11 protein-coding genes are annotated in these 13,514 nt (G+C 74.6%); 4 read left to right on the top strand and 7 right to left on the bottom strand.

From position 1 onward, the window contains the following. Positions 1-17: 17 nt before the first annotated feature. From fabG to AYX06_RS10300, 4 genes are all read right to left on the bottom strand, one after another. Positions 18-776, bottom strand: a complete 759-nt coding sequence (gene fabG, locus AYX06_RS10315; protein ID WP_062735693.1) for a 3-oxoacyl-ACP reductase FabG — start codon at positions 774-776, stop codon at positions 18-20. A gap of 123 nt (positions 777-899) precedes the next feature. Then, positions 900-1,673 (bottom strand): SDR family oxidoreductase, encoded by a 774-nt coding sequence (locus AYX06_RS10310; protein ID WP_062735692.1) that lies wholly within the window; start codon positions 1,671-1,673, stop codon positions 900-902. Further along, a complete protein-coding gene (locus AYX06_RS10305; protein ID WP_062735691.1) occupies positions 1,670-2,884 on the bottom strand; it encodes an acetyl-CoA C-acetyltransferase in 1,215 nt (404 codons plus the stop codon). The genes AYX06_RS10310 and AYX06_RS10305 overlap by 4 nt, the downstream gene beginning before the upstream one ends. A 41-nt stretch (positions 2,885-2,925) precedes the next feature. Continuing rightward, on the bottom strand, positions 2,926-4,140 hold the full coding sequence (locus tag AYX06_RS10300) for an acyl-CoA dehydrogenase family protein (protein ID WP_062735690.1): 1,215 nt from the start codon (positions 4,138-4,140) through the stop codon (positions 2,926-2,928). A 150-nt stretch (positions 4,141-4,290) separates the two neighbouring features. Between AYX06_RS10300 and AYX06_RS10295 the strand changes: the two genes are divergently transcribed. Further along, positions 4,291-5,550 carry a PucR family transcriptional regulator gene (locus tag AYX06_RS10295; RefSeq protein WP_062735689.1) on the top strand — a complete coding sequence of 420 codons (1,260 nt, stop codon included), beginning with the start codon at positions 4,291-4,293 and terminating at the stop codon, positions 5,548-5,550. Between the two features lie 8 nt (positions 5,551-5,558). Further along, on the top strand, positions 5,559-7,487 hold the full coding sequence (locus tag AYX06_RS10290) for a glycoside hydrolase family 15 protein (RefSeq protein WP_062735688.1): 1,929 nt from the start codon (positions 5,559-5,561) through the stop codon (positions 7,485-7,487). 153 nt (positions 7,488-7,640) lie between these two features. Here AYX06_RS10290 and AYX06_RS10285 read toward each other — a convergent pair whose 3' ends face one another. Further along, on the bottom strand, positions 7,641-8,525 hold the full coding sequence (locus tag AYX06_RS10285; RefSeq protein ID WP_062735687.1) for a tryptophan-rich sensory protein: 885 nt from the start codon (positions 8,523-8,525) through the stop codon (positions 7,641-7,643). A gap of 109 nt (positions 8,526-8,634) precedes the next feature. Between AYX06_RS10285 and AYX06_RS10280 the strand changes: the two genes are divergently transcribed. After that, the gene (locus AYX06_RS10280) at positions 8,635-9,918 is read left to right on the top strand and encodes a saccharopine dehydrogenase NADP-binding domain-containing protein (protein WP_062735686.1); all 1,284 of its coding nucleotides are present in this window, start codon (positions 8,635-8,637) and stop codon (positions 9,916-9,918) included. Positions 9,919-10,188: 270 nt separating this feature from the next. On the opposite strand, the gene AYX06_RS10275 is transcribed toward AYX06_RS10280, so the two are convergent. Together AYX06_RS10275 and AYX06_RS10270 are read right to left on the bottom strand one after the other, a co-directional pair. Then, entirely contained in the window at positions 10,189-11,364 is a 1,176-nt protein-coding gene (locus tag AYX06_RS10275) for a zinc-dependent alcohol dehydrogenase (protein ID WP_062735685.1), read from the bottom strand. Positions 11,365-11,442: 78 nt separating this feature from the next. After that, positions 11,443-12,192, bottom strand: coding sequence for a hypothetical protein (locus tag AYX06_RS10270; protein WP_232319286.1), 750 nt, complete (start codon positions 12,190-12,192; stop codon positions 11,443-11,445). A 232-nt stretch (positions 12,193-12,424) separates the two neighbouring features. On the opposite strand from AYX06_RS10270, the gene AYX06_RS10265 reads away from it, so the two are divergent. Then, complete coding sequence (locus AYX06_RS10265) at positions 12,425-13,501, top strand: SDR family oxidoreductase (RefSeq protein ID WP_062735684.1); 1,077 nt, start codon at positions 12,425-12,427, stop codon at positions 13,499-13,501. Positions 13,502-13,514 lie beyond the last annotated feature (13 nt).

The following is a 13,514-nucleotide window of genomic DNA, read 5'->3' as shown; positions in this document are numbered from 1 at the left end:
TCCGGCCCGGCCGGTCTTCAGGCGCGGGGTCCGCCGGCGACGTAGAGCACCTGCCCGGAGACGAAGGACGCGTCCTCGCGGGCGAAGAAGGACGCCGCCGCGGCGATGTCCTCGGGGGTGCCGGTCCGGGCCACCGGGATCTGCTGGGCGGCCTTCTCGACGAACTGCTCGTAGGGCACGCCCATCCGCTCCGCGGTCGCCCGCGTCATCGCGGTCTCGATCAGCCCCGGGGCGATCGCGTTGACGGTGACGCCGAACTTCCCGAGCTCGATCGCGAGGGTCTTCGTGAAGCCCTGGATGCCGGCCTTGGCGGCCGCGTAGTTGGCCTGCCCGCGGTTGCCCAGGGCCGAGGTCGAGGAGATGTTGACGATCCGCCCCCAGCCCTGCTCCGTCATGTGCGCCTGCACGGCGCGGGACATGAGGAAGTGCCCGCGCAGGTGGACGTTCATCACCGTGTCCCAGTCGTCGGCGCTCATCCGGAACAGCAGGTTGTCCCGCAGCACGCCGGCGTTGTTGACGAGCACGGTGGGCGGGCCGAGCTCGGCGGCCACGGCCTCGACGAGCCCGGCGACGGACGCCTCGTCGGCGACGTCCGCGGCGTAGGCCCGGGCCGTGCCCCCGGCCGCGGTGATGGCCTCGACGACGTCGGAGCACGCGTCGGCGGAGAGGTCGACGGCGGCGACGGCCATCCCGTCGGCGGCGAGCCGCTGCGCGAGCGCGGCGCCGATGCCGCGGGCCGCGCCGGTGACGACGGCGGTGCGCTGGTGCGTGGTCATGGGTCCTCCTGGAGTCGGCCGGGCGTGCCGGTCGGGTGATTCCGGCTGGTGCTTCCGGTGGGTGGGTCCGGTGGGTGATTCCGCCGGGCGGACCGCGGTGGTCGATCCGCGGGATGTGGGCGCTCAGAGCGGACCGTTGAGGCCCGATCCGCCGTCGAGCACGAGGGTGCGCCCGGTGATCCAGGACGCGTCCTCGGAGAGCAGGAAGGCGGTGGCGGCGGCGACGTCGGCGGGGGTGCCGATCCGGCCGAGCGGATAGCCCGCGGCGACCTGCTCCTCGCCCTCGGCCAGCAGCGCCGCCGCGAACCGGGTGCGCACGATCGCCGGGGCCACCGCGTTGACCCGCACCTGCGGGGCCAGCTCGAGGGCCAGCTCCTCGGTGAGGTGCAGCACGGCGGCCTTGGTGGCCCCGTAGAACGCGATGCCCGGGGCCGGGCGCGTGCCCGCCACGGAGGCGACGTTGACCACCGAGCCGTGGGCGCCGAGTCCCGCGCGCACAGCGGTGCGGGTCATCGAGAGCGTGCCGAGCACGTTGACCTCGAGGATCTTGCGCGCCGCCGCGTGGTCGAGCTCGTCGAGGGTGCCGTACACGGGGTTGATCCCCGTGTTGTTCACGAGATGGTCGAGCCGGCCGAAGGCCTCCAGGGTGCGCTCGACGACCTCCGCGTGGTGGTCGGGGTCGCTGCCCTGGCCGGGCACCGCGATCGCCCGCCCGGGCCCGCCGAGGGACTCCACGGCGGCCTCCAGCGCCTCGGGCTTCCGGGCCGTCAGGCAGACCTGGGCCCCCTCGGCCACGAGCCGCTCGGCGATGCCGAGGCCGATGCCCCGGCTCGCGCCGGTGACCACGGCGACCCGGTCCTCGAAGCGCCGGCAGCGGGAGCCGGTGGCCCCGCTCACGAGAGACGCTCCACGATCATCGCCATGCCCTGGCCACCGCCCACGCACATCGTCTCCAGGCCGATCTGCCGGTCGTGCTGGCGCAGCCCGTTCAGCAGGGTGGTGGTGATCCGGGCGCCGGTCATGCCCCACGGGTGGCCCAGCGCGATGGCCCCGCCGTTGACGTTGAGCTTGTCCTCGGGGACGCCCAGGTCCTCGGCGGAGGGCAGCACCTGGGCCGCGAAGGCCTCGTTGAGCTCCACGAGGTCCACGTCGTCGATGCTCATCCCCGCCCGGGCCAGCGCCTGCCGGGACGCCTCGACCGGGCCCAGGCCCATGATCTCGGGCGAGAGGGCGGACAGCCCCGTCGAGACGATGCGGGCGAGCGGAGTGAGCCCCAGCTCCTTGGCCCGGGTGTCACTCATGATCACCAGCGCGGCGGCGCCGTCGTTCATGGGGCACGCGTTGCCGGCGGTGACCGTCCCGTCGGGCCGGAACACCGGGTTCAGCTGGGCGACCGCCTCGAGCGTGGTGCCGGCGCGGGGGCTGTCGTCGCGCGTCACGAGCGTGCCGTCCGGCAGGGTGAGCGGGGCGATCTCCCGGTCCCAGAAGCCGCTGGCCTGGGCCTGCTCCGCGCGGTTCTGCGAGCGCACCGCGTAGGCGTCCTGCGCCTCCCGGGACACGCCGCGCAGCTGGGCGACGTTCTCCGCGGTCTGGCCCATGGCGATGTAGATGTCCGGGACCCCGCCGTCGTCCCGGGGGTCCTGCCACGTCCCGGCGCCGCCCGCGGCACGCCGGTCCGAGCGCTCCCACGCCTGCCGGAAGTACGGGTTGCGGGTGTCCTCGTCCGAGCGGCCCCGGCCGAGGCGGCTCGTGGCCTCCACCCCGGCCGAGAGGAACACGCTGCCCTCACCGGCCCGGATCGCGTGCATGGCCATGCGGGTGGTCTGCAGGCTGGACGAGCAGAACCGGGTGATCGTGGTCCCCGGGACGTCGTCGAGGCCGGCGCGGACGGCCACGAGACGGCCGAGGTTCTGTCCGGACTCCGCCTCGGGGACGCCGCAGCCCAGGATCAGGTCGTCGATCTCCGAGGGGTCGAGCTCGGGGACCTCGGCGAGGGCGGCGCGGACCATCTGGGCCGCCATGTCGTCGGCGCGCATCTCGCGCAGGGAGCCCTTGCGGGCGCGGCCGATGGGGGAGCGGACGGCGGAGACGATGACTGCTTCGGGCACGGGGTTCCTTCCGGTGGGGTGAGCGGGGGGCCGGGCGGCGCTCAGGCGAAGGCCGAGACGCCGGTGATCGCGCGGCCGACGATGAGGGACTGCATGGAGTCGGTGCCCTCGTAGGTGTAGACCACCTCCATGTCGGTGAGGTGGCGGGCGACGTCGTGCTCGAGCAGGAGCCCGTTGCCGCCCAGGACGTCGCGGGCGGTGGAGACGACCCAGCGGGCCTTCTTGGCCGCCGTGAGCTTGGCCAGGGAGGCCATGGGGCCGGTGAGGGCGCCCTCGTCCTGGAGCTCGACGAGCCGGAAGCAGATCAGCTTGATCGCCGTGGTCTCGGCGAGCATGTTGGCCAGGTTGTTCTGCACGAGCTGGTAGCTGCCGATCGACCGGCCGAACTGCTTGCGCTCGCCGGCGTAGCGGACGGCGATCTCGTAGGCGGCGATCGCGTGGCCGAGGGCCTCCCACGCCACCCCGCCGCGGGTGGCGTTGAGGACCTTGTTGACGTCCTTGAAGGAGTCGCAGCGCTGCAGGCGGTTCGCCTCGGGGATGCGCAGGTCCTCGATGACGATGTCCGGCTGCAGGATCGCGCGCTTGCCGATCTTGCCGGTGATCACGGTGGGCCGGAACCCGGCGGGGAACTCCGCGTCCGGTTCGCGCTCGAGCACGAAGGCCTTGACCTGGCCGTCCGCGACGTCCCGGGCGTAGATGATCACGACGTGGGCGTAGGAGGCGTTGCCGATCCAGCGCTTCGCGCCGTCGAGCACCCAGGTGTCGCCCTCGCGCCGGGCGCTGGTCTCCAGGGCCACGGAGTCCGAGCCGTGCTCGGGCTCGGTGAGCGCGAACGCGCCGATCCGCTCGAGGCGGGCCATGGCCGGCAGCCACCGCTGCTTCTGCTCCTCCGAGCCGAGAGCGTTGATCGAGCCCATGGCCAGGCCGGAGTGCACCCCGAAGAACGTGTTGATCGAGCCGTCCCCGCGGGCCAGCTCCAGGGACACCTGGGCCCCGGCCATCCGGCTCATCCCCGGGCAGCCGTGGCCCTCGATGGCCGTGCCGGCCACGCCGAGCTCGGCGAGCTTCGGGACCAGCTCGAAGGGGAACTCGGCGCGCTCCCAGTAGTCGTTGATGACGGGGCGGACCTCCGCGTCGACGAAGGCGCGCACCTTGTCGCGGACCGCGCGCTCCGCGTCGGTGAGGCGGGCGTCGAGCCGGTAGATGTCGTGGTCCTCCAGCACGGAGGTCCGGGGCGCGGTCACGGTCTGGGTCATGGGGTGCTCCTGGGCTCGGGCGGGCATGGGCGCTCGCCACCATCCTGTGCTCCGCATCACAGCCGGTACATGGGCGCGGTGCACGAAGATCCTTGTGCAGCCGTGGCCCTTCAGTGGTCCGGACTGTGCAGTGCGTGCGATCGTGGAGCGATGGAGCACAGCGAGGCACAGGACGCGGCGCAGCCCGGCGGGCAGGACCGGCTCCGCCGCGCCTGGACCGGGATGCTGGCGGACGCGGACCGGATCGCCGACGGGATCACCGCGGTGCTGCTCGCGAAGGACCCGGCCGGCGGCGGCTGGTCCACCCCGGAGCTGCGGGCGCTGCTGCGCCGGAGCACCCGCGAGCACGTCGGCCGGGGCCTGCGCATCCTCGCCGGGCGCGCGGACGACGACGGCGGCGCGGCCCGCGCGGTCGACGTGTGGCGGGACACGGGCATCGAGCGGGCCCGCCAGGGCGTCCCGCTGGAGGCGGTGCTGTCCGCCTACACCACCGGGAACCTGCTGCTCTGGGAGGCGATGACCGAGCGGGTGCGGGACGGCCGGGCCGAGATCACCGCCGAGGAGCTCGTCACCGCCGGCCGCCGGCTGTGGCACGACCTGGGGGTGCAGAGCGAGGTCATGAGCGAGGCCTACCGGCGGGAGACCGCCCGGCAGGAGCTGCGGGACCTGCGCCGGCAGGAGAACTACCTGGCGGGCCTGCTCGAGGGCCGGGCCGCCGACCCCGAGTTCGCCGCCCAGGCCGAGCAGATCCTCGGGATCCGCGCCGACGCCCCGGTGGCCTGCGTCGTCGCCGTCGTGGAGGACCCGCACAGCGAGCCCCTGCACCACCCCGAGGACCGGGTGGAACGGATGGGCGGGACCTCCCGCTGGGGCGTGCGCGACGGCGCCCTCTACGGGGTGGTCGCCATGCAGGGCGCCGACGAGGCGTGGCTGAGCGACCTGCTGCGCCCGGCCGTCGAGGGCCGGGTGGGGGTGGCCCTGGCCCGGCAGGGCATGGCGGACACCGCGGCCGCCTTCCGGCTGGCCGCCCGGGCCGCCGCGACCCTGCCGGTGGGGGCGCGGCGGCTCGTGTGGGCCTCGGCCCGCCTGCCGGAGCTGCTGCTCGAGACGAGCCCGGAGGTGGGCTCGATGATCGTCGAGCAGGTCCTGGCCCCGGTGCTCGCCCTGCCGGCCCACCAGCGCACCACGCTGCTGGACACGCTGCGGGCGCTCCTGCGGCACAGCGGCTCGCCGACGTCCGCGGCGGAGGAGCTGTTCTGCCACCGCAACACCGTGATCTACCGCAGCCGCCGGCTCGTGGAGCTGACCGGGTGCAGCCCGCAGGAACCGCGGGGCCGGCTGCTGCTCGAGCTCGCCGTCCTCGCCCACGACCTGGCCGTGTCCGGGGGCCGGAGCACCCCGGCTGGTTGAATGGGCCCATGAGCGACGAACCCCCGCGGCCCCCGTCCACGCCCCTGGAGGACTACGCCCTCCTCTCCGACCTGCACACCGGACCGCTCGTGTCCCGGGAGGGCAGCATCGACTGGCTGTGCTTCCCCCGGTTCGACTCCCCGTCGGTCTTCGCCGCCCTGCTCGGCGGCCCCGAGGACGGGCGCTGGAAGCTCTCCGCCGTCGGCGGCGAGGTCGCCTCCCGCCGCTACCTGCCCCGCACGTTCGTGCTCGAGACCACGTGGCGCACCCCCACCGGCACCGCCGTGGTCACCGACTTCCTGCCCCCGGGCGGGCCGGAGGGCCACCCCGACCACGCCGACCTGGTGCGCCGGGTGGAGTGCACCGCCGGAACGGTGGAGGTGGAGCACGACCTGCGGATCCGCTTCGACTACAACCGCGCCCTGCCCTGGACCCGGCGGGTCGAGGTGGACGCGGACGGCACCTGCGGGCTGCTCTCGATCGCCGGCCCCGACGCCCTGCTGCTGACCGGGCCCATGCTGCACGCCCACGGGGCCGCGCCGGCCGAGCCGCCCCGGGGCGCGGCGCCGGAGGAGCCCGGCCGGCCCGACGACGACGCCGGCGGGGTCTCCGACCGGCTGACCGGGCGGTTCGCGCTCTCCGCCGGGGAGTCCCTGGACTGGGCCCTGACCTGGCACGAGTCCCATCACCCGCTGCCCCGGCCGGTGGACCCCGCCCGGGCCCTGGACCAGGCGGTCAGGTTCTGGACCGAGTGGTCCTCGCACGTGAGCACGCACAAACGCCATGAGCAGGCCGTGCTGCGCTCCCTGCTCGTGCTGCGCGCGCTCACCCACCGCGGCACCGGCGGGATCGTGGCCGCCCCCACCACCTCCCTGCCGGAGGAGTTCGGGGGAGTGCGCAACTGGGACTACCGCTACACCTGGCTGCGCGACGCGGCCCTGACCATCGAGGTGCTCGTCGCCCACGACTTCACCGACGGCGCCCTGCACTGGCGCAACTGGCTGCTGCGGGCCGTGGCCGGGGACCCCGACCAGGTGCAGATCATGTACGGCCTGGCGGGGGAGCGGCGGCTGGCCGAGACCGAGCTGAGCCACCTCGCCGGGTACGAGGACTCCGCCCCGGTGCGGATCGGCAACGGGGCCGTGGGCCAGTACCAGGCCGACGTCGTGGGGGAGGTCATGCTGGCGCTGGCCGCCCTGCGCGACGCCGGGATCGAGGAGGACACCTCCTCGTGGGAGCTGCAGAAGAACCTGCTGCGCTTCTGCGAGCACCACTACGACCGTCCCGGCCACGGCATCTGGGAGATGCGCGGGGACCCGGCGTTCTTCGTGCACGGGCGGGCCATGATGTGGGCGGCCTTCGACCAGGGCATCCGTGCGGTGGAGGAGCACGGTCTCGGCGGGCCGGTGCAGCGGTGGCGCGAGCTGCGGGAGCGGCTGTGCACCGAGATCATGGAGCGCGGCTTCGACGAGCAGCTGAACACCTTCACCCAGACCTACGGCAGCACCGAGGTCGACGCCTCCCTGCTCCAGCTGCCGCACACCGGGTTCGTGGCCTACGACGACCCTCGGATGCTCGGCACCGTCGCCCGGATCGAGGCCGATCTGCGCGGCCAGCACGGGCTGGTGCACCGGTACCGGACGGCCTCCGGGCTGGACGGGCTGGAGGGCGGGGAGTACCCGTTCCTCATCTGCACGTTCTGGCTCGTCGAGCAGTACGCGCGCAGCGGGAGGGTGGACGACGCCGGGGCGCTGCTGGAGCAGCTGGCCGGCTACGCCAACGACCTGGGCCTCTACGCCGAGGAGTTCGACCCCGGCACCGGGCGGCTGGCCGGGAACTTCCCGCAGGCGTTCAGCCACCTGGGCTTCATCCGCGCCGTGGACGCCGTGGTGCGGGCGCGGGCCGGGGAGGACCTCGAGGAGCGGTCGGTGTCCTAGCCCTGTGCGGTCGGCGGTGTCCTGACCTCGTGCGGTCGCTGTCCTAGTTCCGTGCGGTCACTGTCCTGGGTTCGTGCGGTCGGTGTCCTGGTCCTGCGCAGTTGACGTTCTGGCGCCGTGCGGTTGCCGTCCTGGCGTCGTGCGGCCGGCGTCCTAGTTCCGCGCGGTCACCGTCTGCGCACCGCGGTCCGAGCGCCCCGCCGCGTGCGGGGCCGCCCCGGGCGCCGGGGCGCGCCCGCGCGCGAGCGCCGTGGCGACCACCACCAGCACGGCGGCGAGGGCCGCGCCGTAGGCCAGGGTCAGCGACTGCGGCTCGTCCAGGGCCCGGCCGACCGCGATCCAGGACAGGCCCCACGCCGAGGCGGCGGCCACGGCCCAGCGCCCGCCGACCCGGTGCTGGATCCACGCCAGCACCGCGGCCAGCACGAGCACCACGGCCACGCCGATCCACTCCGCGCCCGGCCCCTCCTGGCGCACGCCCGAGGCGACGAGGGCGGCCGCGACGTTGGCCGCCGTCGCGACGGCGACCCAGCCCAGGTACAGCCCGAACGTGCCGTCCACCACGAGCTGGTCCAGGCGGGTGCCCGGGTCCGGCAGCTCGGCCAGGCGCTGCACCAGCAGGCCCAGGACGAGGACCAGGACGACGATGACGCCGACGCTGACCCAGATCCACCCCTGCTGGGTGACCAGCAGCCAGCCGGCGTTGAGGAGCATGGAGACCGCGGCGAGCCAGCCGGTGGCGCGGGCACGTGGGTCGGCGGCGCGCGAGGGCAGCCACTGCCAGACGGTGTACGCGAACAGGCCCAGGTAGATCACCGACCAGATGGAGAACGCCGTGCCCGCCGGGGCGAGCAGGGTGGCGTCCGCGGCGAGGCTGCCGCCGGAGGACTCCTCGACCCGGGTGCCGAACAGTCCGATCCCCACCAGGGTGCCCAGCACGCACGCGATCTCGTTGACCGTGACCACGACCTGGCGGGTGCGATCCCCGGCGGTCGGCCGGGCGGGTCCGGCAGGGGCGCGGACGGGGGAGGTGCTCACGGGAGGACCTTTCTCGAAGGGCGCGGATCCTTGCCCACCACGGTAGGGGACGGACCTGGGAGCCGGCTTCGGAAAAGGCCTGACCGGGACGGTCGCCTAGAGTGACCGGATGGACTCCACCCAGAACCCCGGGCCCGTCGTGGGCCTGCTCGGGGCCACCGGCATCACCGGGCGCGTGGCGCTGGCCCACCTCGTGGCGCGGGCGCCCGAGGCGGGAGTCGACGTCGTCGTCGGCGCCCGGGACCCCGAGCGCGTGCGCGCCCTGTGCGCCGAGCGCGGGATCCCCGTGCCCGAGATCGTGCCCGCCGACGTGACGGACCCCGGGTCCCTGCGCGCGTTCGTGCGGCGGACCGACGTCCTGGTCAACCTGGCCGGCCCCTACACCAGGCTGGCCCCGCCGGTGCTGGCCGCGTGCGTCGCGGAGGGCGCCCACTACCTGGACCTGACCGGCGAGTCGCAGCTGGCCCACCGCACCGACCGGGACCTGGACACCCCCGCGCGGGCCGTCGGGGTGGCCCTGGTGCACACGGCCGGCTTCGAGGCCCTGCCCGCCGACGTGCTCGTGGACGCCGCCCGCCGGCACGCCGCCGCCCGCGGCGAGACCCTGCGCACCGCGGACCTCGTGACCTCCGTGCGCACCCCGCCGGGGACCGGGTTCTCGGAGTCGGCCTCAGGTGGGACCCTGCAGAGCCTCGTCGAGGTCCTGCGGGATCCCGACCCCGCCCGGATGGGGGACGTGGCCGCACGCCTTCCCGCGCCGGCACCCGGCACCGGCACCGCCGCCGACCCCGGTGCGGTGCGCCGCACCAGCCCGCTGCGCCTGCGCGCCCGGACCGCCGGCGGCCGGGTGCTGGCCCCCATGAGCCCGCTCGCGGCGATCAACCCGCCGGTGGTCCACCGCACCCAGGCCCTCAGCCCCGTGCCGGGGGCCGCCGCGCACCCCCTCGCGTTCCGGGAGGCCGCGGACCTGGGCCGGTCGGGAGGGCTCCCGGGCGCCGGGCGGTTCGCCGCGGCCACGGCGGTGGCCGTCGTCCAGTTCCTGGTCGGGCTCGCCGGCCGCCTGCCGCACCCGGTGCGCGCCCGCCTCGCCGACGTCCTCGCGGCGCGGCTGCCGCAGGCGGGCACCGGCCCGACGGGGGACGTCCTCACCGGCTGGTCCTGGACGACCCGCGGCGTCTTCACCACCCACCAGGGGAGTACCTTCCCCGCGGTGCTGGAGGCGCAGGGCAACCCCGGCTACGGCACCACCCCCTGGCTGACCACGGAGCTGGCCCTGCGGATGGCGGTGCGCGGCGTCCCGGAGGCCGCGCTCGGCTCCTCCACCCCGGCCCTCGCCCTGGACGGGGACCTCGACGCGCTGCTGCCGGCCCGGGTGCGCACCACGGTCGGCTGAGCAGGGCGGGCCGGGCAGGACCGGCTGGGCAGGACCGGCTGGGCAGGGCCGGCTGGGCAGGGCCGGCTGGGCAGGGCCGGCTGGGCAGGGCCGGCTGGGCAGGGCCGGCTGGGCAGAGCGGGCCCGACAGGAGGCGTCGGGCAGGGCGCACCGGGTCGGCGGGGTGCCGGGCAGGAGCGGCCGGGCGGAGCGCACGGTACTGTCCGGGCGCGCGGGGAGCCCCGGCCCTCGCGACAAGGGCCGGGGCTCCCCGGGACACCGCGCGGGGCGCTACGGCTTGAGCACCACCTTGATGCACCCGTCCTGCTTCTTCTGGAACTTCTCGTACATCTCCGGCGCCTGGTCCAAGGAGGCCGTGTGGGTCTTCAGATCCAGGACGCCCAGCGGGTCCGAGGGGTCGTCCACCAGCGGGAGCAGGTCGTCGATCCACCGCTTCACGTTGCACTGGCCCATGCGGAACTGGAGCTGCTTGTCGAACATGGTCAGCAGCGGCAGCGGGCTCTTCGAGCCGCCGTACACGCCGCTGAGCGAGATCGTCCCGCCGCGGCGGACCGCGTCGATCGCGGTGTAGACGGCGTTGAGCCGGTCGCTGCCGGCGGTCTCCATGGCCTTGCGGGCCAGTGCGTCCGGCAGCAGCCCCACGGCCTGCTGCGCCACGCCCGCCACGGGCGAGCCGTGGGCCTCCATGCCGACCGCATCCACCACGGCGTCGGGTCCGCGGCCGTCCGTGCTCTCGCGCAGCTCGTCGGCCACGCCCGAGTGCAGGTCCAGCGTCTCCACCCCGTGGCGCTCGGCCATGGCGCGGCGCTCCGCGACGGGGTCCACCGCGATCACGCGGTAGCCCAGGTGCCGGCCGATCCGCGCGGACATCTGGCCGATCGGGCCCAGCCCGAGCACGGCCAGTGAGCCGCCCTCCGGGGGCGCGGCGTACTTCACGGCCTGCCACGCGGTGGGCACCACGTCGGAGAGGTACAGGTAGCGCTCGTCCTCACCGGTGTCCGGGACCTTGATGGGCCCGTAGTCGGCGTGCGGCACCCGCAGGTACTCCGCCTGGCCGCCGGGCACGGACCCGTACATGCGCGAGTAGCCGTAGATGGCGCACCCGCTGTTGTACTCGCGGACCTGGGTGGTCTCGCACTGGGACTGCAGGCCCTGCCGGCACATGAAGCAGTGCCCGCAGGAGATGTTGAACGGGACCACCACGCGGTCCCCGGGCTTGAGGTTCGTGACGGCGGGCCCGACCTCCTCCACGATGCCCATGGGCTCGTGGCCGACCACGTCGCCCTTGTCCATGAACGGGCCCAGCACCTCGTACAGGTGCAGGTCCGAGCCGCAGATGCCCGACGAGGTGATCCGCACGATCGCGTCCGTGGGCTCCTGGATCCTCGGGTCCGGAACCTCCTCCACGCTCACCGCGCGCTTTCCCTGCCATGTCAGAGCCTTCATCGATCCTCCTTCTCAGGGCCGGGGTCGCCGCCGTCGACGGAACCGTCAGCCTGCTGATCTGTTCGGTCGGGACCGATCCTACCCGCCGGGCTCGTCCCGGGAAAAGGCCGCGGCCTGCCGGGGGGTGTCCCCGTCCCGGAGGAAGTAGGCCCCCACGGACCCGGCCAGGGTCGCGAAGACGCCCACCGAGTACACCGCCAGCACGACCTCCAGGACCCGGGGGAACCCGCCCGGCGCCCCGAGCTCCCGTCCCGTGATCGTGGACATCGCGGCGTCGGAGAGCGCCGGCCCGTAGTCCGGGTAGGCGCCCAGGACGTAGAGCAGCTGGCTCGACACCAGGACGACGACGCCGGTCAGCGCCGCGAGCCAGCCGATCCTGCTGGACAGCAGCCGCCCGGCGGAGCGGGAGCCCCGGACCCCGGCCGAGAGCACGCTCCCGGCCCGGGACAGGCGGGTGAGCCGGATCAGGCGGGCCGCCTGCAGCGCCCGGAAGAAGCGCAGGAAGGGCAGCAGGAGGAAGAGCACCTGCCACCAGTTGCGCTTCCAGAACGCCGCCGAGAACCGCGCGACGTAGGCGCGCAGCAGGAACTCGCTCACGAAGACGGCCCAGAACAGCCACCCGACCACGTTGAGGAAGGCCAGCAGGCCGGGGTCCTCCGCGAGGAGCTGGCCCAGCACCACGAACAGGAAGAGCACCCCCAGGATGCCCATCGGCCGGTCGAGCCGGCGGGCGAGCCCCTCGGCCAGACCCAGCTGCTCGGCCTCCCGCTCAGCCGCACCGGTCGAGCCGGCCCCGGGTCCCCGGTCCTCGTCCTCGGATCTCGTCACGCCGCCCGCCTGTCCCGTTCTCGTCGCTGGTCCGTTCCGCGGTCCACGCTATGCGACCGGGCGCGCGGGGGCCGGTCCTGACCCACAGCGCAGGGCGGTTGCCGGCTGACGCGCCCGCCCGGGCGGGGCCTCGCATCCTCGTCGTGCAGGCCCCCCGCCACGGATTTCCCCCGCAGCGGACAGCACCCGCCGGGGCGGCGGTGCCCACGGTGTCGGTGCCACAGTGGGGCCCATGGACACAGCTCACCCCTCCGCCCGCACCGCGCTGGTCGTCGGCGCCAGCGGCATCACCGGCTCCGCGCTCGTGGAGCAGCTCACCGGCCAGGACTGGGACGTGCTCGCCCTGTCCCGCACCCCCGTGCCGGGCAGCACCGCCCGCCACCTGAGCGCCGACCTGCGCTCCCCGGAGAGCCTCGCGGCGGCGCTGGCCGAGGAGCGGCCCACGCACGTGTTCTTCACCGCGTGGTCCCGCCAGGCCACCGAGAAGGAGAACATCGAGGTCAACGCGGGCATGGCCCGCAACCTCCTGGCCGCCCTGGCCCACGCCCCGGTGGAGCACGTGGCGCTGATGACCGGGCTGAAGCACTACCTCGGCCCCTTCGAGGCCTACGGGCGGGGCACCATGCCGGACACCCCCTTCCGCGAGGAGGAGCCCCGCCTGCCGGTGGACAACTTCTACTACGCGCAGGAGGACGAGCTGTGGGCCGCCGCCGGGCGCCAGGGCTTCCGCTGGTCCGTGCACCGGGCCCACACGGTGATCGGCCACGCGGTGGGCAACGCCATGAACATGGGGCTCACCCTCGCCGCCCAGGCCGCGATCTGCCGGGAGACCGGCCGGCCCTTCGTGTTCCCCGGCTCCGAGACGCAGTGGAACAGCCTGACCGACATGACCGACGCCGGCCTGCTGGCCGAGCACATGGTCTGGGCCGCCACCGAGGAGGCCGCCGGGAATGAGGCGTACAACGTGGTCAACGGAGACGTCTTCCGGTGGCGGAGGATGTGGCCGGCGCTGGCGGCGTGGTTCGGGCTGGAGTGGGAGGGCTACCAGGACGCCCCTCGGCCCCTGGAGGAGCAGATGCGCGGCACCGAGGACGTCTGGGCGCGGATCGTCGAGCGGCACGGGCTGGTCGAGCCCGACCTCGCGCGCGTGGCCTCGTGGTGGCACACGGACGCGGACCTGGGCCGGCCGATCGAGGTCGTCGCCGACATGTCCAAGAGCCGGCTGGCCGGGTTCACGGGGTACCGCCGCACCGAGGACTGCTTCACCCGCCTGTTCGAGCGCTACCGGGCCGAGCGCGTCATCCCCTGACCCGGTGGGGCCG

It is taken from the genome of Kocuria turfanensis (assembly GCF_001580365.1).
Taxonomy (GTDB): Bacteria; Actinomycetota; Actinomycetes; order Actinomycetales; family Micrococcaceae; genus Kocuria; species Kocuria turfanensis.
This window is presented reverse-complemented; position numbering and strand designations above follow the sequence as displayed.

Coding starts and splice junctions, on each gene's coding strand:
- fabG (WP_062735693.1), bottom strand. CDS start 776: ATGACCACGCACCAGCGCACCGCCGTCGTCACCGGCGCGGCCCGCGGC.
- AYX06_RS10300 (WP_062735690.1), bottom strand. CDS start 4,140: ATGACCCAGACCGTGACCGCGCCCCGGACCTCCGTGCTGGAGGACCAC.
- AYX06_RS10295 (WP_062735689.1), top strand. CDS start 4,291: ATGGAGCACAGCGAGGCACAGGACGCGGCGCAGCCCGGCGGGCAGGAC.
- AYX06_RS10290 (WP_062735688.1), top strand. CDS start 5,559: ATGAGCGACGAACCCCCGCGGCCCCCGTCCACGCCCCTGGAGGACTAC.
- AYX06_RS10280 (WP_062735686.1), top strand. CDS start 8,635: ATGGACTCCACCCAGAACCCCGGGCCCGTCGTGGGCCTGCTCGGGGCC.
- AYX06_RS10275 (WP_062735685.1), bottom strand. CDS start 11,364: ATGAAGGCTCTGACATGGCAGGGAAAGCGCGCGGTGAGCGTGGAGGAG.
- AYX06_RS10265 (WP_062735684.1), top strand. CDS start 12,425: ATGGACACAGCTCACCCCTCCGCCCGCACCGCGCTGGTCGTCGGCGCC.